The sequence below is a fragment of the Legionella sp. genome (assembly GCF_965140895.1).
Taxonomy (GTDB): domain Bacteria; phylum Pseudomonadota; class Gammaproteobacteria; order Legionellales; family Legionellaceae; genus Legionella.
In genome coordinates this window covers 1-19,028 of record NZ_CBCSKT010000070.1, presented here as the reverse complement: position 1 = coordinate 19,028, position 19,028 = coordinate 1, and the positions used below count along the sequence as shown (strand labels likewise).

Here is a 19,028-nt window from a genome sequence, read left to right as displayed (position 1 = left end):
TATTAAGGAACAATCATGCTAAAAGAAGCAATAAATCAAATGAAAACTGCGTTGATATTGCTTATTTTACTCAGTGTTTTAACTGGCTTTATTTATCCACTTACCGTGGCAGGATTAGCGCAGATTTTTTTCCCGTGGAAAGCCAATGGCAGCTTAATAAAGCAAAATAATCAATTTGTTGGCTCGCAATTAATTGGACAACCGTTCTCCGATGCCGCCTATTTTTGGGGCCGCCCTTCAGCCACTACACCTTATCCCTATAATGGTGCTGCATCCTCCGGCTCAAATCTCGGTCCTTCAAATTCTAATTTTTTGTCTATAGTAAAAGAAAGGATGACGCACTTAAGGCAAACAGACCCACAGAATGAACAAGCAGTACCTATCGATTTAGTTACCGCATCAGGTAGTGGTCTTGACCCAGAGATTAGCCCCTTTGCTGCTAAATACCAAGTGCCACGAATTGCCAAAATACGTAAGCTTCCTGAAGCAGATATCTATCAATTAGTGGAACAATACAGCAAACCGAGAACATGGGGAATCTTAGGCGAGCCGCGTGTTAATGTTTTGGAGTTAAATCTTGCTTTGGATAATTTAAGGAGCTTTAATGCCCAAAAATCGCCCTAACCCTGATCATTTATTACAACGAATCGCGGAAGAAGAACGCCAAGAACATCATGGAAAGCTCAAAATTTACTTAGGTGCCTCACCTGGGGTTGGTAAAACCCATGAAATGCTCCACGATGCCTATGAGAAGCAACAACAAGGGCTTGATGTAGTTATTGGTATTGCCGAATCCCATGGTCGTGAAGAAATAGATAATTTTCTTAATAATTTTGAGATTATTCCTCGCAAAGGAGTACCTTATCGCGAGAAAACCTACTACGAATTTGATCTTGATGCCGCCCTTCAACGTCACCCAGGGTTAATTTTAGTAGACGAGCTAGCCCATACCAATACCCCAGGATTACGGCATACCAAACGATGGCAAGACATTAAGGAGCTTTTAGAACGCGGTATTGATGTGTATACCACCTTAAATATTCAGCACATCGAAAGTTTAAAAGATGATGTGGCACAAATCATTCATGCTCCCATTATCGAGACCGTTCCTAACTCAATGATTGAGCGTGCCGACACCATTGAACTCGTTGATTTGCCTCCTGAAGACTTATTAAAAAGGCTGCAAGAAGGGAAAATATACATCCCGAAGCAAGCAGAATTTGCCCGTGAACATTTTTTCCGCAAAGGTAATTTAATCGCCTTACGTGAATTAGCATTACGAGTTACGGCCGAACGAGTAGGTTCTGATGTTTTATGGTACCGACATGGGGAAGGCGTTAAAGAGATTTGGCCAGTCAAAGACAAAATACTGGTTTGCGTCGGGCCCAATCCTGAAACGATGAAACTAATTCGCGCGGCAAAAAAACTGGCCACACACCTACAGGCAGAATGGGTCGCCGTATATATTGATGTTCCGCAAAAAAATCAGGGGGCACGCGGTCAGGCCATTAAAAATTTACGTTTGGCTGAACTGCTAGGTGCGCAAACTCACGTGCTGTCAGGGTTTGACATTGTCAAAGAAGTATTGCGTTTTGCGCATGAACAAAACATCACGCAAATTATGATTTGGAAACACATTAGAACCCGTATTCGCGATTGGCTCTATAGAAATTTGACTGATGAAATTGTTCGTCAAAGTGGTGATATTGACGTATACATCATTACCGGACGCAGCACAAAATTACCCCGAAAAAAAGTAAAAGCCCCTGTGCGTGCCCACCCATGGAAAGTTTATGGATTAGTCCTCTTAGTGCTGCCTCTTCTGACCTTATTCAATTTTGCTTTAGAACCATTTCTTGACACTGCAAATCTTATTATGATTTATTTGTTGGGAGTTACCTTTATCTCTTTATGCGGACATCGGGGGCCTTCGCTCTTTGCTTCGATATTAAGCGTTTTTGCTTGTGCCTATTTTTTCGTTTCGCCACGATATAGTTTTGCCATCAGCGACATCCAATTTTTAATTACCCTAATCATTATGCTGCTGGTCTCACAGACTATTAGCTATTTAACTATCCTCATTCGCCACCAAGAGGAGTCTTCACGCTTTACTCAACATCAAACAACAGCCTTGTATGCATTCAGTCGCCAGCTTATCCGCTCACGTAACATTAATAAGCTATTAAGTTTTGGGGTCGAGTACATTGCGCATACCTTTGAAAGTGATGTTATGGCATTAATGCCGAAAAAAAATCATCTGACGGTTCAAGCCAGTTTTCCTTCATCAATGAGGCTGGATGCAAAAGAACAAAGTATTGCTCAATGGGTCTTTGATATGGGACAGCCAGCAGGAATGGGTACAGATACCTTATCCTTATCTAGAGCTCTTTATTTGCCATTAGCCAGTGCCTCAGGAGTTATTGGCGTATTAAGAGTGCAAGCCAGAGATCAACAATTACTTACTCCTGAACAACGTGGATTGCTCGATTCGTATGTGAATCAAATGTCCCTGGCTTTGGAAATTGATCTGCTACATGAAAAAAACCGTAAAAAGGAGCTGGAAATAGAACGGGACCGCGCTCGCACCTCATTACTAACCTCAATTTATCATGACTTAAGTTTCCCGTTGAAAAGCGTGATTAATGCCATAAACGGTTTAAAAAGTAATAAAAAAGCCAATCTTAGTATTATTGAAAGCAACATTGATCATGAGATAAATAAATTAAATCACTTAAACAATAACCTTTATCAAATGATCTGCCTTGAAACAGAGGGAATTAGTCTGAAAAAAAACCCCAGTTCTTTAGAAGAAATTATTCAGGCAGCGCTCAAAATTTCCAGCGAACTCTTTGAACAAAGACCCATAAAATTAACCCTTCCCGAGCATATGCCTTTAATTAATGTGGATCCACGATACATTCAAGAAGTACTCATGCATTTGCTAGATAATGCCATTAAATTTTCTGATCCTAAATCCCAAATTCGCCTTTCTGCGCAAATTACCACGATTAATCTGATTGTGAGTGTTGAAGACATTGGTCTGGAAATTGACGCTGAAGAGCGAGCCGAATTATTTAAAAAATTCTATCGTAGTAAAGAAGCTCTTGAAGAGCATGGTTTAGGATTAGGCTTATCCATCTGTGAGAAAATAATTTCCGCACATCAAGGAACGATTTGGGTGGAAAATATTCCCAGCAAAGGCACGATTTTTCGCTTTTCATTACCCATGAATTAAAAAGCAAAAAATTCGACTATACTTGTTTTATCTCTTTGTTTTAATTGGCTTGCTAATTAAATCATGAAAATACGTTATCTCCCCGGCATAACCATGCTCGTTTCATCACTCGTTTTTGCAGCAACCGAGGAAACTCCTGTGTTTCATAGCGAAATAAGTTCCATTCCCCCTACCATTGCAACACAAATGCAGAATTATACATGGCATGAAGGCTGTCCTGTGCCACTAGAGCAATTAGCTTACCTCCAACTCAGCTACTGGGGTTTTGATAATAAGACTCATATGGGAAAACTAATCGTCAACCAAGAACTAGCACATGAAGTCATCGCTATTTTTAAAGAACTGTACCAGCATCACTTCCCCATCCAGCGTATGGAACTTATGGATGCTTTTTATGGAGATGATGCCGCATCAATGGTGGCGAATAATACCTCTGCATTTAATTGCCGCGAAGTTACTGGACGAGCGGGAGAGTATTCACAGCATAGTTATGGGCGTGCCATTGATATTAACCCGTTAATGAATCCCTATGTCAAAGGTAACCTTGTATTACCTCCCGAAGGCGTAGTCTATGTTGGGCGTACCCAACCCACTCCAGGGCAGATTGTTAACGATGATATTGTGTATCAAACCTTTAACAAACACGGTTGGGATTGGGCTGGTAACTGGCTTGATTTACAAGATTATCAGCATTTCGAAAAAAGAGCGCATGGGGAAAAACGTAATCCTGATGGGTATGGGTTCTGAAACGCATCGCGGTAAAAGCCTCTTTCTTACACGTTATTGCCAAATATGCTTCATTTAACTAAATAGCTAAACAAGAATGCGTAAACGTATTATCCTTAATAAATTGATTGAGCTCATCAAACTGCCGCTCTTCTATGTACGCATCCTGACGTAAATCTTGAACCAGAGTCAATCGATTCAGTTTTTGATACAACTCCTCCATATTTTTATGACGGCCCTTACCAAAAAAGTGCGAATGGCGGACTAATTAATGAACTCAAATCAATATAAGGCATTTTTTGTCTACCGTGGTGCAAAATATGCGCGATTTTACGTTAAAAACATGCTCATTAATAAACCCAAATTATTCTTTTTTGATCGGATGAATAAATTACAGCGTAAAATTGCAAATTTACTTACGAGAACCACCGATTCAGGTTAAAATAGACTCCCAAGTAAATAAGAAGTTTAAAAATCACTCAACGCCATGCCCAATTCACTAATTCGCACCAAAAAAATCTCCTGTGTTGTCCCGGTTTATAATGAAGAAACCATTATTGCAGAGTTTATTGCCGCACTGGACACAACACTCAAGCAACTGGCTTATTCCTATGAAATAGTGCTTGTTGATGATGGCAGCCAAGATAATACCCAAGCAATCATTCAACAATTAAGAAGCCAATATGCTTTTCGCTACCTACGTTTTAGTCGTAACTTTGGTAAGGAAAAAGCAATTAGTGCAGGCTTGGATTATGCGCGTGGTGATGCGGTGATTTTAATGGATGCTGACTTTCAACATCCACTCGAGTTATTAAGTGAATTTGTTGCCAAATGGGAAGAAGGTTATGACATGGTTTATGCGGTACGCCAAAATCGCGCCGATGAATCCTGGTTAAAACGTACTTGTGCGAGAACCTTCTATCAATTCACCTCCAGAATCAACCGCGTTAATATTCCAGCGAATGCCGGGGATTTTCGCCTATTAGACCGCAAAATAGTCGATGGATTGCAAAAACTTCCCGAACGAAATCGTTTTATGAAAGGCTTGTACAGTTGGGTAGGTTTTAAACAAGTAGCGGTTCCTTTTGAGGTACAACCACGAAAAGCCGGCTCTTCTCAATGGAACTTTTATTCCTTAATTGATTTAGCAATTACTGGAATCACCTCATTTACAGCCTTCCCACTACGCCTGATTGCACTCGGTGGCATTGGAGTAGCAACCTTAGCAATACTGTATGCTGCATGGATTATCCTAAGCACCTTAATTTTTGGCATTAAAACGCCAGGTTGGGCCACCATCGTCACCGCAATTACCTTTTTTGGGGGCTTACAGCTTTTTGCTTTAGGAGTGGTTGGCGAATACATAGGACGTGTCTTTGATGAGGTAAAACACAGACCGCATTATATTATTGATGAGGAAGCCAGTTTCGATGAAAGCGCAACTTAAGTTAAAACAGCGGCTGGTTTATTATGCAGGAATTGGTGCCGCAGCGGCAGCCACCCATATTAGTATTGTTTTTTTACTGGTAAATTTTGTGCATATGCACGCACTAGTAGCCAATATTTTTGCTTTTTTTACTGCATTTAACGTCAGTTTTTTTGGCCACAAGTACCTTACTTTTTCGCAACTGAATGACCAGAAAGTACTAAGCTTACCCCATTTTTTCCTGGTAGCAGCTTCTGCTGGCGCGATTAATGAAGGACTTTATTTTCTCGTGTTGCGCAGCACTCATTTAAATTATCTATTTGCTCTTGGCTTAGTTTTGTTTTTAGTTTCCGTTTACAGCTTCATACTCTCAAAATATTGGGCCTGTCGCTAACATCCCATTCACGACTTCTACAACCTCACGAATAATCAAACGAGTACCTGACATTTCCTTTACCCTCGGTAAGATCGACTCGATGCGTTCTTCAGTATCAACAAATTGCACAACCAAAGGTAAATGAGCACCTATGTCAACAAATGATGCCGTCTCCACCGGCTTTTGATAAGTAAAACCTGCGATGGCGCGCAACACTGTTCCACCCGCAATTCCTTCCCCATCCAACATAGACATAAGCTCTAAATGCAAAGGACGGTGCTTCCATTTATCGGATTCATTAATATAGACAGAAACTTTCATAAAATTCATAGACGTATCCTTACGTTAGGCGCTATTGAATTGCCCGCGCCAAGCTAACTCCTGCGATCACTGCAACGAGACAAAAAAGATTATTACAGATAAAATTCATAGCCGCAAGGCCATAATCCCCCTGCTCAATTAAAGCAAAAGTTTCATAACTAAAGCTGGAAAAGGTGGTATAAGCGCCACAGAATCCAACGGCAACAAAGGCACGCCACTTAGGATCAAGCTCGACTCGTCCCAAGCTCCAAGCCAGAAAAAAACCTAAAATAAAACTTCCAGTTAGATTAACAATAAACGTTCCATAAGGAACGTCTGAAGACAAATAACGCAGCGAGAAACGATTCACAAAGTAACGCAAATTAGCGCCAATAATCGCCCCCATAGAGATCCATAAAATATCAATCAAGATGTCCCTTCCTATTCATTACAGGCCATTTACCCTACATTCTGATATCGCATAATAGTATAAAAAATAATGCAAAATATCTCACTGATTTTTGCATACAAAATAAAAAGATATCCATAAAATTAAAAGCTTGCATCTAAATAAAGTTTCGTATAGCCTCCCTTCACGGCCATTGCCTTGTAAGTTACAAAATAGCCTTCCATGGTCACTCAAAAATGCATAGGCTGAAGGAATTATTATTTTCTTTATATCAGGATAGATTAGGATTTTCTAATGAAACACTTCATTAAATTTGGATTCATTGTAGGGCTAACCATCAGCTCTAAAGCATTTAGTTTAGACCCCGTTCAAGGTATTTATTTTGGTCTTTTGGGGGAAATCAGTCGTACGATTTCCAATCCTAGCATTACTTTTAATATTGGTAATAATCAGTTCGCACTTGCGAACACAAGTCCTGTTACACTTAGCCCAGTTGGCGGCGGTGCCGGTTTTTCTCTGGGATATAGAATAAATACGGTGCGCCTGGAAGGGCAATTTCTTTTTAATATCAATAATTATGGGGAGTTAAAAGTTGGCTCCTGTACCCTCATCAGCCCGAATGTGATAGGCCCCACGGGAACCTGTCCTACAGCAATAAGCAATGACCAAGGTGTTGGTTTAGGTTTTAATGGAAATACCACCGGTCTTTATGGCATGTTTAACGTATTTTATGATTTTCTTTCCAGCGATCCGAACACCAAGATGTTTCCCTATATTGGTGTTGGCTTAGGTGGCGCAATCATCAAAAATAAAGCCAACTTCGCAAGTAACCAATATAATGCCGTAGGTAGTACTTTTTCTACGACAGTAAGCACCTCAAATAACGGTTTTGCTGCTCAGGGAATTATTGGAATTGGTTCTTATTTGGATGATTTTGCCACCCTAGGCATGGATATTCGTTATACCTCCGCGTTCAATCCTAGTAATAATAATTCAAATACTACGAGCTCGAATGGCTCGAGACAACTAGGAATTGTGACGCTTAACTTTACAGGTACTTATGCTCTTGATAAGGGTAGTGATTAATCGCGAGCGGTTCCTCTAAAAGTGCCCGTTTAAGGCCCCTATCGAACAAGAATTTCGATACGATGATGTAGCAATGGTCTTGAATTTCATTTCAAGACCATTGCTACACGTTACTCGACAACGAGCTCCCGAAAATTTAAGCCTTTTCCTTAACCTTTGCCTTTTCTGTTTCCTTCTTATTATCCTTTTCCGTAACAGTATCCACCCGCTTTATCTCTCGGCGATAATCTTTAGCTAATTGGCAATACAACTTACGCAGCTCCGGCGTCGTATCTTCGCGACACAATTTTTGCAATCGAGATAACGTTTTCTGGCTGGAGACCTCATTCCCCATAGCAATTAAGGGCGTGCAAAAAAGCATAAAAAATAATATTCGCATTTAAATCCTTAGTCTTGAGCAGGGAAACAAAAATTACCCTAAAGCAGGATAATCAACATACCCTTTTTCATCACCGCCATAAAAAGTAGTCCGATCCCATTGATTAAGCGGTGCATTAAGACGAAAACGCTCCACTAAATCAGGATTTGCAATAAAGTCTTTACCAAAGGCAACCAAATCAGCATAACCTGAAGCAATCGCTTCAATCGCTAATTCGCGTGTATAGCCATTATTCGCCATCCAAGGACCATGAAACTCATCTCGTAAAGCATGAAAATCGAAGCCCAGAAAATCACGAGAAGTTCCTGTTGTTCCTTCAATGACATGAATATAGGCTAAATTTAAGCGATTTAATTCACGCACTAATGGGAAATAAACTGACTGAGGTGAGGTTTCGATAATGCCATTCATAGTGCCAACAGGCGATAGACGAATCGCCGTGCGCTGGCCACCAATTTCATTAGTTATCGCCTCCATCACTTCTAATGGAAAACGTAAACGATTCGTAACAGAACCCCCATAGCTATCCGTACGATGATTGGCTCCATCCGATAAAAATTGCTGGAGGAGATAACCATTCGCCGCATGCACCTCTACTCCATCAAATCCTGCCTCCATTGCATTGCGCGCAGCCCTACGGTAATCCTCAATAATTTGAGGAAGCTCATCTAATCTTAATGCTCTTGGCTGGCCAATGTCAGTAAAAGCGCCGGTTTCTATAAAAGTTTTTTGCCCTACAGGTGTTAATGCCGATGGAGCGACAGGTTCAACCCCACCAGGTTGTAAACTGGGATGAGAAATGCGTCCTACATGCCATAATTGAGCATAAATAGTTCCACCTTGCTCGTGCACCGCCTGAGTTACCAACTTCCATCCGGCAACTTGCTTGGGAGAATAAATTCCCGGGGTCCAAGCATAGCCTTTCGCGGTTGGTGAAATCTGTGTTGCTTCCGAAATAATAAGTCCTGCTGAAGCGCGTTGCTCATAGTATTCGGCATTTAATGCATGCGGAGCATCAATCTCATGAATAGCACGATTACGCGTTAACGGCGCCATAACCAGGCGGTTTTTTAATTGATGTCCTCTTAAATCAAAGGGAGTAAATAGAATAGATGCGTCAGTATTCATGATTTATATCCTTATAATGGGAGTCAGTTATTCTGTGATTAGCATAATGAACTTAAGATTCAAATTATAGTACACCTAAAGTCACTCCATACTCCTGGCAATCGTGTAAAAATTCATTACTGGAAAAATAATCCATTTCGATGCTACGAGTAGCCGAGATGACATCTGGCTCATTACAGTGTTCACCGGGATGACACATGATTAAGGTAGGCCCCGATATAGAGTGCAGCCAACTGCGAAATAAACTGCGATAATCAGTGTGCGCAGCAAAATCATAAATACCAGAAAAAAAGGCATTGTGTGGAATTGCTACCTTAGCTAAGCTCGCACGCAAGGCCCTCCCCCCAGTAAATGCCAAAATCTTTGCTTTTAATCGATGTTGCTTCACATCAATCGTAGGATAAGTAGAGCGAATTGAGACCCCATGCTGTCTTAACTGTTCTTCATAGAGATCAACAATCACTTGGCGTATGCGTGGAAACTGATGTACATGTTGATGGCCATCAACAAAATCAGGAACCCTCCCCATCACCTGAACAAATTGCGCTAACTGCCGCTTAAACTCTTGGGCAATGAAGGATAATTTAATTGATGCTAAATGAGTTTTAATGAGTAATTCATTGAGTGAAAAACAAGGACGCTCAGGCGTTGATAAGAAATTGCCTTCGGTTAAATTAAAATGCAAACCAATCTGCACCTGCCCTTGTAAAGCCAATAATTCTTGAGTGTAAGTTGGAAATGAGGGCATGTTCACCATACAACTTACAGCGGATAAACGCCCCATCCGCACTAATTTTAAAATCCCTTGAGATACCCCAGGATTTAATCCAAAGTCATCGGCACATAGCTCAATGCTTTTTATTTCGCCCACAGCCCCCACCTATTTTTCTGAGAAACGCCTATGATAACGCATATCAATAAGAAAATCAGGCGGCTTCCGCATCCACATTGATCCGGGATTTTACTGCAAAGAATCGAGAACCTAAGATATTGATGCATAAGCCGCTAATCACCAATAATCCAGCCACCAATTTCCACAGATAAAACGGTTCACCCAAAAAGAACACCGAGCTTACCATGGCAACTACTGGAACTAACAAAGTAAATGGAGCTACCATACCTACGGGATAGCGAGCCATTAACCAATTCCACAAACCATAACCAATCCAGGTTGAAGCAAAAACGATATAAAGCAACGCGCCCACACCTTTCCAGCTTATGTGGGTAAAGGTAGAAGTGAAATTATCGACGCCCTCTACCATTAAAGAAATAAAAAACATAGGAATACAGGCAACAAAACTGCCCCAAACAATAAGTGCGATCATATTAACCTGTTCACCCTTAATTTGTTTGGTAATTAAATTGCCAATCCCCCAAGTCGCTGCAGCAGCCAGAATAAAAAAGAAGCCGGCTAAAGAAATATCATGGTCAAAATGCATGGCAACTAAAACAATACCGGAAAAAGAAACCAAAGCACCCATGATCTGTCCGATATTGGGCTGTTCTCCTAAAAGGACTATGGCAAAAAACATGCTAAAGAAGACTTGTACCTGAATAAGGATTGAAGCGATCCCCACCGGCATACCCAAACTCATGCCAATAAAGAGCAGTGAAAATTGCAATGCAAACATCACCACACCATATAACGCCACCATTTTGAAGGATTTTTTAGGCAATTTAACGAAAAATATGGCGGGGACACTGGCTACGAGAAATCGTAAAGCGCACAGCAGCAAAGGAGAGATCTCGGTAAGCCCGATGCTTACAAAGAGGAAGTTTACCCCCCAAACGAGAACGACAACCAGCGCAAGTAATACATGAGAGATTGGCATGTTTAGGCACAACAAATTAAAAATGTATTTTAGCGCAAAATCTGTAACAAAGCTAGATACAAAGATTAATTTTTATACACCATATTGTGTAAAAAATAAGCTAACTCACCAGCAAAATATAGAATAGCGCTTCATTATATTCAAGCGCTGTAGGCATCGTAACCCGTATTCTCCTAGGCTAATACGGGTTACGATGCCTACAATTGCTATAAATCCCTTATGCTCTACATTTCTTCCTTAAGTGCCTTTTCCACCACCTTAATCAAGCGTGAAGCATCAGGAGAGGTAGTTGAATAAAAATAATCAACCAGTTCGCCTTTGCGATTAATCACATATTTATGGAAGTTCCATTTAGGTGCGCTGCCAAAACCCAATTTTTGCTTAGCCCATAAGAAAAATGGATGCGCCTGTTTACCGGAAACAACTTCTTTAGCCGTCATGGGGAAGGAAACGCCATAATTAACCTGACAAAAATTAGCAATTTCTTCGGCAGCCCCTGGCTCTTGGCTACCAAAATCATTAGAAGGCACTCCCAAGATGACAAAACCTTTATCTTTATAATCTTCATAAAGCTTTTCTAAACGCGCATATTGAGGTGTAAAACCACATTTAGACGCGGTATTCACAACCATTACCACCTTACCGCGAAACATGTCCATAGGTAATTCTTTGTCACCAACCAGTGTATGAAACGAGTAATCATAAGCATTATCATGAAGATTAGGTGTATCCGCTGATGTTGTAGTGTTCATAAGAAAACATCCTAGTAGTAAAATGAGAAAACGCATTAATGATCCCTGAAGGGGCCTGTCTTGAGCATTATATACCTAACTATAAAAAAATTCAGTTCCGCTTTGCAAGTGAACAGGTTAAACTGGCAATAAAATCAAATACCTTCATATTCAGTAATTATGACCATTCTAATGAACGAACTGGTTCTGGCCACCAGCAACCAAGGTAAAATTAACGAATTAAACGCACTTTTAGCCCCTATCCAATGCATATCACAAACAACTTTAGGGATAAGCGATGCCGTAGAGGATGGCTTAAGTTTTATAGAAAATGCGCTGATAAAAGCTCGCCATGCAAGTTTCCATGCCCAAAAGCCCGCTCTTGCGGATGATTCAGGATTAGTAGTCCCAGCCTTAAATGGAGCACCAGGGATTTATTCCTCTCGTTATGCAGGCAACCATGCCACTGACCAAGACAATATCGACCTATTATTAAAAAATATGCTGCATTTACAGGGTGAACAACGCCAAGCCTATTTTTATTGCGCCATGGCTTTCGTATTGCATGCGAAAGACCCTACCCCGGTGATTGCCACCGGTATTTTTAAAGGGACAATCCATACTAGCAGACTCGGTGATGGCGGTTTTGGCTATGACCCTATCTTTTATGTTGATGAATACCAATGCACAGCGGCCCAGTTACCTGCTAAACTTAAAAATAATATTAGTCATCGCGCACACGCATTAAAACAATTGCGCACACTTATTCAGAATCAATCATGAACGCAGAAATAGAAGGACTCTTTGCACAAGCCTATAAACTCCAGCATGAGGGAAAATTACCCTCAGCCATTTGTATTTATGAACAAATACTGGCTAAAGATCCGCAGCATTTAAATACCCTGCTTTTTTTAGGCCTAGCTTATGCCCAATCTGGAGAAATGCATAATGCGATTCTTTATTTGTCCCAGGCTCATGCCATGAATCCGCGAGATTCCATGGTACTGAATAACCTGGCAAATGCTTATAAAAAAATACATCAACTGGACAAAGCCGTTGACTATTATTTACAAGCCATTGAATTAAACCCTGATTATGCGCAGGCTCATAATAATTTAGCGACTATTTATGCCTTGCAAAATAATTACAGCCAAGCCCTGCAGCATTATACTAAGGCGATTCATGCTGAGCCTGATTTTAGTCCTGCGCACTTTAATCTTGGTTTACTCTTGCTACAAAACAACCAATTAGAGGCAGCAAAAGTTCAATTTAATAATGTAATTACCTTAAATCCAGACCATATTGAAGCCCATTTTTATTTAGGCGTTTTGCATCTGGAAAGCAATACTCTTGATGAGGCAGAACATGCCTTTCAACGAGTTTTAGAACAAGACAGTGAACAAATACAAGCACTCACCAATTTAGGTGTCATCGCTTTAAAAAGAGAGAGAAATCAATTAGCTGTAGACTATTTCAGTAAAGCAATCGCCTTAGATAATGATAATGTTGATGCCCGCAATAATTTAGCAGCAACCTTTATGCACCATGACCGTTTTGAAAATGCGCTGATGCATTATGATGTGTTGTTGCAAAAAGACCCAGACAATATCGAATACCTGTATAATTCAGGGGTAGCTCAAATGGCTCTAGGGCATTTAAATGAAGCCATTATCTTTTTTGATCACATACTGCTTTTAGACAAAACCCACACGGCCTCTTTAAATAATTTATCCGCAATTTATCTGCGTATGGGCCAACGAGAAACATCGCGTGAGTATTTACGACAAGCTTTAAACATTAATCCTGATGATCGCGTAAGTAGTTATATGTTGCATGCAATTGAAGGAGACGCAACAGCAGAAACTACTCCTGAGTATTCTCAGAATTTATTTAATAATTATGCACTTTATTATGATCAACACATGCAAAGCACTTTGAATTATTCAATTCCCCAGCATATTACGCGCATTATTCACCGGCTCGGACTACCCAAAAATACCCGAACGCTGGATTTAGGCTGTGGCACAGGTTTGACGGGTATAGTGCTTCGCGAGTTAAGCCAGCGCCTAACAGGGGTAGACATTGCCCCGAAAATGTTGGCGCAAGCCAAAGAAAAACATATTTATGACGAATTAGTTGAATCAGAGCTCAATGAATTTTTTAAGGATAATCAACAAGCTTATGACTTAATTGTTGCCGCAGATGTTCTTCCCTATTTTGGCGAGTTAGATACTTTGCTGCATGCCGTACAACAGCACTTATGCCCTGAAGGTTATTTTATTTTTACCACCGAAATTAGTGAAAAAGAGCCATGGTTTTTACAAACCAGCGCCCGTTTTAGCCATCACCCCGATTATGTGAAACAATTGGTGGAGCAAAACCAGTTGCAACTCATTCAAAATGAAAAAGTTCCCGCTCGCATTCAAAATCAGCAGCAGTTGGAAGTGATGTTGTATGTGGTTCAGAATAGGACGTAGTTAACTTTAATGCTGAGCAGCCTCAGGTACTACAGTTTAAAACGGTAATTTTAAATTCGGATTTACTCGTTGTATCTCGTTCTTAAACAATTGCATTATCTGTTCCAATGAAGCCAAATCAGTCGCTTCAAAACGCGCGCTCAGGCAGGGGGAGGTATTTGACGCTCGTAATAACCCCCAGCCCTGAGGAAACTCAACGCGCAGGCCATCAATAGCAATAATTTTTGCCCCCACAAAGGCGGCCTGTTCAGTAAAACGCTGCATGAATAAAAACTTTTCCTCTTCAGCAATATGAACTTTGAGTTCCGGGGTATTAACACTATTAGGAATTAAGGCAAATTGCTCACTTACCATTAACTCTGAAGCGCTAATGATTTCTAATAATCGGCAGGCACTGTATAAGGCATCATCAAATCCATACCAACGATCTTTAAAAAACAAATGACCGCTCATTTCACCGGCCAAAATCGCCTGCTCTTCACGCATCACTTGTTTTACAATGGAATGCCCTGTGGGACACATTTTCGCGGTGCCACCTGCAGCCTTAATCTCATTTTCTAAATGCCAAGAACATTTAACATCAAACACAATGGTGGCACCGGAATGACTAGCGAGCAATGCGCGCACATAAAACATCATCAAGCGATCAGGCCAGATTATTTCGCCCGTATTGGTAACTAAACCCAGGCGATCCGCATCACCGTCAAAAGCCAGGCCTAAATCGGCTTGATGCTGCGCAATTGCTGTTTTCAAATCATCCAGATTCTCTGCAATACTGGGATCAGGATGATGATTGGGAAAACGTCCATCAACATCACAATACAAAGGGATGACTTCACAACCTAAGTCACTAAGCACTTGCGGAACCACAAGACCAGAAACGCCATTTCCACAATCAACAACAACCTTTAATGGATGTTTAATCTGGATGTCGCTTTTAACCCGCTGCATGTACTTGGGTAACATATCGACCGCGGACTCTTTACCCTCTCCATGCACGCGTTTTTGCTCGGTAATCAAATGGTACAAAATATCAATATCGTCTTGCACCAGCGTTTTGCCAGCAAAGACCATTTTGATACCATTATAATCTGCAGGATTATGGCTTGCAGTAACCATCAAACCACAATCAATTCCTTGTGTCTGGGTTGCATAATACATGACTGGAGTAGTAACCATACCGAGCTCAACCACATCAATGCCACTTTCAAGCAAGCCCTGTTTGAGCGCTAAAGCTAGAGCAGCACTCGTTAATCGCCCATCACGCGCTAAAAAAATCTGTTGGCGTTGCAAAACATGAAAACGACAGGCGATGGCCAAACCGATGCTGTAAAAAGCATCCTCATCCAACTCCTGACCAATGATACCTCTTATATCATAAGCCCGAAAAACAGAACGAGAAATTGGCCGTTGCTGGTAGCTCATTAATGTCTCCCTGAGCTGCCAAAACCACCTTCACCACGCGAAGTTTCCGTAAACTCATTAACAAGCTCAAATGCGGCCTGCACTACCGGAACAAACACTAACTGGGCAATACGCTCACCTGGATTAATAGTGAAATGTTCACTGCTGCGATTCCAACAAGAAATCTTTAATTCCCCTTGATAATCTGAATCAATTAAACCAACCAAATTACCTAAAACGATACCATTTTTATGGCCTAAACCAGAACGAGGTAAAATCACCGCTGCGAGTTTTGGATCACCAATATAAATAGAAATCCCAGTAGGAAGTAAGACGGTTTCTTGAGGAGCAATTTGTACGGGTTCATTAATACACACGCGCAAATCCAGACCTGCAGAGCCATCGGTTGCATACGTAGGTAAAGGGATGCTCTCCCCAATACGTGAATCAAGAATTTTTAATTGAATTGCTTGCATTATCATTGTTCCTAAATCGTAATGTCGCCTTATGTTCAGGTGCCATTGTGCAGAGATGCGGCAAGAATTGCAATAATTTGTCCTGCCAATCGTGTTTTATGGGTTAAAGGCAAGTCAATTTGTTTGCTTGACGTGATTACCGTCACCTGATTTAACTCACTTTCAAAGCCTAGCCCTCCTCCTACGGCATTAGCCACAATCATATCCAATTTTTTACGCTTTAATTTATCTTGAGCATAGTGGATCACATCCGTAGTTTCCGCAGCAAATCCCATCACAAAAGAAGTTTTGCCTGTTTCCACAACAGAGCTTAAGATATCGGGATTTTTAGTTAAAGTTAAACTGAGTTCAGAATGTTCGGTTTTCTTTACTTTTTCAGTTGCCGGCGATTGAATATGGTAATCAGCCACGGCAGCAGTACCAATGAAAATACTACCAACCTGCAATTCTTGCATGACCACATCCAGCATTTCTTGGGCTGACTCTACTTTAAGTCGTTTAATTCCAGCGGATACAGATAGTTCACATGGTCCACTAACTAAAGTGACTTGTGCCCCTGCCATTGCGGCAGCTTCCGCCATCGCATAACCCATTTTTCCGGAGCTGTGGTTGCTAATATAACGTACCGGATCAATTGGCTCGCGCGTAGGGCCTGCTGTAATAAGTACTCTTTTTCCGGATAATAATTGATTTACTTCATACAAACGTAAGGCGCTAATGATTTGCTCTGATTCACTAACCCGTCCCAAGCCAAATTCACCGCAAGCCTGTGAGCCCTCTTCGGGACCGACCAAAATAGCTCCGCGAGTCTGCAATAACTGACAATTGCTTTGGGTTGCAGGATGCGACCACATGCTGTGATTCATTGCCGGACAAACAAAAACAGGTACTTCAGCAACCAGATATAAAGTAGATAATAAATCATCGGCAATACCATGGGCCATTTTTGCCATAAAATTAGCGGAAGCTGGCGCAATCACCAAATAATCAGCCCAGCGTGCCAATTCAATATGCCCCATAGCTCGTTCAGCCTGTGCATCAAACAAATCAGTACGCGCCTCATTGCCGGATAATGCTTGCATCAGTAAAGGAGTTACGAATTGTTGAGCTGATGCGGTCATAACGACCTTAACCTCAGCTCCCAGGCGTGTTAAATCACGGGCTAAATAAGCTGACTTATAAGCCGCGACCCCGCCACAAATGCCTAAAAGAATTTTTTTACCTGTAAAATCTTGCATGGCTTACCATATTGAAAAAAATAATGCTGATCAAAACATAAACCATGCAATAAGGAAATACAAAATTATTAAAAGCGCAGGTAAACCCTTTATCTACAATTCCTGGTTTCACGACGGCAAAGCAACTCTTTTTTTCATAGAAAAATGTTGCAACTCATTCTATTTTTGATAAAAATAGCCGCGCAAGACTTCGCAATAAAGGAATAAATAATGATGTTTGTCCAAACAACACGGCAGTTAAATCTGCGTGAACGATTACTTACCAATGGTGTACAAAGCCTCTCTGACAGCGAATTATTAGCTATCTTCATTAGCTCCGGCAGCGGGAAACGTTCCTGCGTACAATTAGCCGCAGACTTACTCAGGCATTTAGGGGATTTACGTGGCGTACTCAATGCCAATCAACAGCATTTTCAACAAGTCCCGGGACTTGGAGAGGTTCGCTATGCTCAATTGCAAGCAGTTAAAGAAATTTGTCGACGTAGTGATTTTATCCAGCTGCAAAAGGAGAGCCAAATTACGAACAGCAAACAAACCTATGCTTATTTAAAAAAAAGATTACGTGACTATAAAAATGAAACCTTTGCTGCCATTTTTCTGGATAATCAACATCGTATTATTGCTTATGAGGAGCTTTTTTCAGGGACCATTAATACTGCGACCATTCATCCTCGCCCTATCGTAGAGCGTGTGTTACAACTTAATGCTGCGGCACTTATTCTGGCGCATAATCATCCATCCGGGGTCTCGGATGCAAGCCAGCAGGATATTGCCGCCACCGAACGTATTCGGGATGCGCTTGAATTGGTGGATGCGCGTTTGTTGGATCATATTGTGATTGGGGATAATGAGGTGTATTCGATTATGGCGGAGAGTAAGTGGATTTGTAATTAACGCGTCATCCCCCTTCCCCAAGGGAGGGGGCAATTCATTCATCCCTTCGCCTGAAGGCCATACTCTCTCTTACACTAGCATTCCTTGTTTTTATCTAATACACTAAGCGCAAAATATTACATCAAAGGACATAAATGATGCCATTTAATACTAAATTAATAGCAGAATACACAGAGCTAATTAACGAAGAACTCGATAATATTGCTATTAATACTATTGAAGAATATGGCCTAATAAGCTCAGCTCTGCAGAAACATCTTCCTCCAGAGCCAGGCATTTGGAACTTTTTGCTGCGCTATTTGCTCAACTTCCTATTTCCGACCCCACCACTTCCAGCATATATAGAGGCTCGGGTTTCTATGGTTAAATACTATCTGGACTCTCCTGAGGATTATGTGGCTTTGCCTGAAAATTATGCAGAGTACAAGCAAATCATTGTTCAGCGTATTAAAGCCAAAATCAGTGAATTTGAATCTCTTGATGTCGTTCAAAAAGAGAATTATATGCAAAATTTGGCTGTGAAAAGTGGTAAGGTACATCCAAGCCTGCAGCTGCTTGGGTCAAAATCATCATCTGTTACGCCCTATTATGCGAAGGAGGGGGAGTTTGATCTCTGTGAGGATGGCTCTGAACCAGCAAATTATTGGTTACGCGGAGATAATGCGGACGATGAAGATACCCTGCCTCATTTTAAGATTAATCTGGATGTGAATATTGATAATGAGGGGAGACGGTGCAGGAAAATTTAGCTGATTTTGTTAAAAACAGTCCCTTGTCCTAATGGTCATTGACCTAATGAGTATATTTATAAAGTGTACGTTGGGTGCATATGACCTAATGGCGCTGCCTTAAGCAGCGTCATTTTTATCCATTCTTATTTCTCTTTGCCGCACTATCTTTTGCTGCTCAAC

22 protein-coding genes are annotated in these 19,028 nt (G+C 41.0%); 11 read left to right on the top strand and 11 right to left on the bottom strand.

The features are described from left to right. Positions 1-15 precede the first annotated feature (15 nt). The 3 genes from kdpC to ACQY7T_RS08875 all read left to right on the top strand — a co-directional run bounded on the left by kdpC (position 16) and on the right by ACQY7T_RS08875 (position 3,982). A complete protein-coding gene (gene kdpC / locus ACQY7T_RS08885; protein WP_428412776.1) occupies positions 16-624 on the top strand; it encodes a potassium-transporting ATPase subunit KdpC in 609 nt (202 codons plus the stop codon). Then, on the top strand, positions 605-3,235 hold the full coding sequence (locus tag ACQY7T_RS08880; RefSeq protein ID WP_428412774.1) for a DUF4118 domain-containing protein: 2,631 nt from the start codon (positions 605-607) through the stop codon (positions 3,233-3,235). Before kdpC ends, ACQY7T_RS08880 begins: the two co-directional genes overlap by 20 nt. Before the next feature lie 63 nt (positions 3,236-3,298). Next, on the top strand, positions 3,299-3,982 hold the full coding sequence (locus ACQY7T_RS08875; protein WP_428412772.1) for a M15 family metallopeptidase: 684 nt from the start codon (positions 3,299-3,301) through the stop codon (positions 3,980-3,982). A gap of 58 nt (positions 3,983-4,040) precedes the next feature. On the opposite strand, the gene ACQY7T_RS08870 is transcribed toward ACQY7T_RS08875, so the two are convergent. After that, the gene (locus ACQY7T_RS08870; protein WP_428412770.1) at positions 4,041-4,184 is read right to left on the bottom strand and encodes a hypothetical protein; all 144 of its coding nucleotides are present in this window, start codon (positions 4,182-4,184) and stop codon (positions 4,041-4,043) included. A gap of 48 nt (positions 4,185-4,232) precedes the next feature. Between ACQY7T_RS08870 and ACQY7T_RS08865 the strand changes: the two genes are divergently transcribed. From ACQY7T_RS08865 to ACQY7T_RS08855, 3 genes are read left to right on the top strand one after another with little or no spacing between them, the layout of a single operon-like run. After that, entirely contained in the window at positions 4,233-4,403 is a 171-nt protein-coding gene (locus ACQY7T_RS08865; protein ID WP_428412768.1) for a hypothetical protein, read from the top strand. A gap of 45 nt (positions 4,404-4,448) precedes the next feature. Continuing rightward, the gene (locus tag ACQY7T_RS08860) at positions 4,449-5,408 is read left to right on the top strand and encodes a glycosyltransferase family 2 protein (protein WP_428412767.1); all 960 of its coding nucleotides are present in this window, start codon (positions 4,449-4,451) and stop codon (positions 5,406-5,408) included. Beyond that, positions 5,392-5,781: a GtrA family protein gene (locus ACQY7T_RS08855; RefSeq protein WP_428412765.1), complete on the top strand. Its 390-nt coding sequence runs from the start codon at positions 5,392-5,394 to the stop codon at positions 5,779-5,781. The genes ACQY7T_RS08860 and ACQY7T_RS08855 overlap by 17 nt, the downstream gene beginning before the upstream one ends. Here the strand turns inward: ACQY7T_RS08855 and ACQY7T_RS08850 are convergent. Next, entirely contained in the window at positions 5,758-6,084 is a 327-nt protein-coding gene (locus ACQY7T_RS08850; RefSeq protein WP_428412763.1) for a DUF190 domain-containing protein, read from the bottom strand. The two genes, ACQY7T_RS08855 and ACQY7T_RS08850, sit on opposite strands and share 24 nt — an antisense overlap. Positions 6,085-6,115: 31 nt before the next feature. Beyond that, positions 6,116-6,493, bottom strand: coding sequence for a fluoride efflux transporter CrcB (crcB, locus tag ACQY7T_RS08845; RefSeq protein ID WP_428412762.1), 378 nt, complete (start codon positions 6,491-6,493; stop codon positions 6,116-6,118). Between the two features lie 273 nt (positions 6,494-6,766). Between crcB and ACQY7T_RS08840 the strand changes: the two genes are divergently transcribed. Then, the gene (locus ACQY7T_RS08840; RefSeq protein WP_428412760.1) at positions 6,767-7,558 is read left to right on the top strand and encodes a hypothetical protein; all 792 of its coding nucleotides are present in this window, start codon (positions 6,767-6,769) and stop codon (positions 7,556-7,558) included. Positions 7,559-7,694: 136 nt separating this feature from the next. Here ACQY7T_RS08840 and ACQY7T_RS08835 read toward each other — a convergent pair whose 3' ends face one another. From ACQY7T_RS08835 to ACQY7T_RS08815, 5 genes are all read right to left on the bottom strand, one after another. Continuing rightward, positions 7,695-7,937, bottom strand: coding sequence for a hypothetical protein (locus ACQY7T_RS08835; RefSeq protein ID WP_428412758.1), 243 nt, complete (start codon positions 7,935-7,937; stop codon positions 7,695-7,697). A gap of 33 nt (positions 7,938-7,970) precedes the next feature. Further along, the gene (locus ACQY7T_RS08830) at positions 7,971-9,065 is read right to left on the bottom strand and encodes an alkene reductase (RefSeq protein WP_428412756.1); all 1,095 of its coding nucleotides are present in this window, start codon (positions 9,063-9,065) and stop codon (positions 7,971-7,973) included. Positions 9,066-9,129: 64 nt separating this feature from the next. Next, positions 9,130-9,936, bottom strand: coding sequence for a ChbG/HpnK family deacetylase (locus ACQY7T_RS08825; protein ID WP_428412754.1), 807 nt, complete (start codon positions 9,934-9,936; stop codon positions 9,130-9,132). 55 nt (positions 9,937-9,991) lie between these two features. Next, positions 9,992-10,897 (bottom strand): EamA family transporter, encoded by a 906-nt coding sequence (locus ACQY7T_RS08820; protein WP_428412752.1) that lies wholly within the window; start codon positions 10,895-10,897, stop codon positions 9,992-9,994. Between the two features lie 224 nt (positions 10,898-11,121). Next, positions 11,122-11,649 (bottom strand): glutathione peroxidase, encoded by a 528-nt coding sequence (locus ACQY7T_RS08815; RefSeq protein ID WP_428412750.1) that lies wholly within the window; start codon positions 11,647-11,649, stop codon positions 11,122-11,124. Positions 11,650-11,820: 171 nt separating this feature from the next. Here ACQY7T_RS08815 and rdgB point away from each other — a divergent pair, with 171 nt between their 5' ends. Together rdgB and ACQY7T_RS08805 are read left to right on the top strand one after the other, a co-directional pair. After that, positions 11,821-12,411, top strand: coding sequence for an RdgB/HAM1 family non-canonical purine NTP pyrophosphatase (gene rdgB / locus ACQY7T_RS08810; protein WP_428412748.1), 591 nt, complete (start codon positions 11,821-11,823; stop codon positions 12,409-12,411). After that, positions 12,408-14,105, top strand: a complete 1,698-nt coding sequence (locus tag ACQY7T_RS08805) for a tetratricopeptide repeat protein (RefSeq protein ID WP_428412746.1) — start codon at positions 12,408-12,410, stop codon at positions 14,103-14,105. The genes rdgB and ACQY7T_RS08805 overlap by 4 nt, the downstream gene beginning before the upstream one ends. 36 nt (positions 14,106-14,141) lie before the next feature. Here ACQY7T_RS08805 and ACQY7T_RS08800 read toward each other — a convergent pair whose 3' ends face one another. From ACQY7T_RS08800 to coaBC, 3 genes are read right to left on the bottom strand one after another with little or no spacing between them, the layout of a single operon-like run. Further along, complete coding sequence (locus tag ACQY7T_RS08800) at positions 14,142-15,530, bottom strand: phosphomannomutase/phosphoglucomutase (protein WP_428412744.1); 1,389 nt, start codon at positions 15,528-15,530, stop codon at positions 14,142-14,144. Next, on the bottom strand, positions 15,530-15,988 hold the full coding sequence (dut, locus tag ACQY7T_RS08795; protein ID WP_428412843.1) for a dUTP diphosphatase: 459 nt from the start codon (positions 15,986-15,988) through the stop codon (positions 15,530-15,532). The genes ACQY7T_RS08800 and dut overlap by 1 nt, the downstream gene beginning before the upstream one ends. Positions 15,989-16,020: 32 nt before the next feature. Then, positions 16,021-17,223, bottom strand: coding sequence for a bifunctional phosphopantothenoylcysteine decarboxylase/phosphopantothenate--cysteine ligase CoaBC (gene coaBC, locus ACQY7T_RS08790; RefSeq protein WP_428412742.1), 1,203 nt, complete (start codon positions 17,221-17,223; stop codon positions 16,021-16,023). 210 nt (positions 17,224-17,433) lie between these two features. Between coaBC and radC the strand changes: the two genes are divergently transcribed. Further along, positions 17,434-18,117: a RadC family protein gene (gene radC / locus ACQY7T_RS08785; RefSeq protein WP_428412740.1), complete on the top strand. Its 684-nt coding sequence runs from the start codon at positions 17,434-17,436 to the stop codon at positions 18,115-18,117. Between the two features lie 134 nt (positions 18,118-18,251). Further along, complete coding sequence (locus tag ACQY7T_RS08780) at positions 18,252-18,866, top strand: hypothetical protein (protein ID WP_428412738.1); 615 nt, start codon at positions 18,252-18,254, stop codon at positions 18,864-18,866. Positions 18,867-19,028 lie beyond the last annotated feature (162 nt).

What these genes read in the sequence shown, in the direction of transcription:
- coaBC (WP_428412742.1), bottom strand. Translation starts at nt 17,223, where the DNA reads ATGCAAGATTTTACAGGTAAAAAAATTCTTTTAGGCATTTGTGGCGGG.
- ACQY7T_RS08815 (WP_428412750.1), bottom strand. Translation starts at nt 11,649, where the DNA reads ATGAACACTACAACATCAGCGGATACACCTAATCTTCATGATAATGCT.
- ACQY7T_RS08860 (WP_428412767.1), top strand. Translation starts at nt 4,449, where the DNA reads ATGCCCAATTCACTAATTCGCACCAAAAAAATCTCCTGTGTTGTCCCG.
- ACQY7T_RS08805 (WP_428412746.1), top strand. Translation starts at nt 12,408, where the DNA reads ATGAACGCAGAAATAGAAGGACTCTTTGCACAAGCCTATAAACTCCAG.
- ACQY7T_RS08880 (WP_428412774.1), top strand. Translation starts at nt 605, where the DNA reads ATGCCCAAAAATCGCCCTAACCCTGATCATTTATTACAACGAATCGCG.
- ACQY7T_RS08870 (WP_428412770.1), bottom strand. Translation starts at nt 4,184, where the DNA reads ATGGAGGAGTTGTATCAAAAACTGAATCGATTGACTCTGGTTCAAGAT.
- ACQY7T_RS08780 (WP_428412738.1), top strand. Translation starts at nt 18,252, where the DNA reads ATGATGCCATTTAATACTAAATTAATAGCAGAATACACAGAGCTAATT.
- ACQY7T_RS08875 (WP_428412772.1), top strand. Translation starts at nt 3,299, where the DNA reads ATGAAAATACGTTATCTCCCCGGCATAACCATGCTCGTTTCATCACTC.
- ACQY7T_RS08840 (WP_428412760.1), top strand. Translation starts at nt 6,767, where the DNA reads ATGAAACACTTCATTAAATTTGGATTCATTGTAGGGCTAACCATCAGC.
- ACQY7T_RS08850 (WP_428412763.1), bottom strand. Translation starts at nt 6,084, where the DNA reads ATGAAAGTTTCTGTCTATATTAATGAATCCGATAAATGGAAGCACCGT.
- rdgB (WP_428412748.1), top strand. Translation starts at nt 11,821, where the DNA reads ATGAACGAACTGGTTCTGGCCACCAGCAACCAAGGTAAAATTAACGAA.
- radC (WP_428412740.1), top strand. Translation starts at nt 17,434, where the DNA reads ATGATGTTTGTCCAAACAACACGGCAGTTAAATCTGCGTGAACGATTA.
- ACQY7T_RS08855 (WP_428412765.1), top strand. Translation starts at nt 5,392, where the DNA reads ATGAAAGCGCAACTTAAGTTAAAACAGCGGCTGGTTTATTATGCAGGA.
- kdpC (WP_428412776.1), top strand. Translation starts at nt 16, where the DNA reads ATGCTAAAAGAAGCAATAAATCAAATGAAAACTGCGTTGATATTGCTT.
- ACQY7T_RS08800 (WP_428412744.1), bottom strand. Translation starts at nt 15,530, where the DNA reads ATGAGCTACCAGCAACGGCCAATTTCTCGTTCTGTTTTTCGGGCTTAT.
- ACQY7T_RS08820 (WP_428412752.1), bottom strand. Translation starts at nt 10,897, where the DNA reads ATGCCAATCTCTCATGTATTACTTGCGCTGGTTGTCGTTCTCGTTTGG.
- ACQY7T_RS08830 (WP_428412756.1), bottom strand. Translation starts at nt 9,065, where the DNA reads ATGAATACTGACGCATCTATTCTATTTACTCCCTTTGATTTAAGAGGA.
- ACQY7T_RS08835 (WP_428412758.1), bottom strand. Translation starts at nt 7,937, where the DNA reads ATGCGAATATTATTTTTTATGCTTTTTTGCACGCCCTTAATTGCTATG.
- ACQY7T_RS08865 (WP_428412768.1), top strand. Translation starts at nt 4,233, where the DNA reads ATGAACTCAAATCAATATAAGGCATTTTTTGTCTACCGTGGTGCAAAA.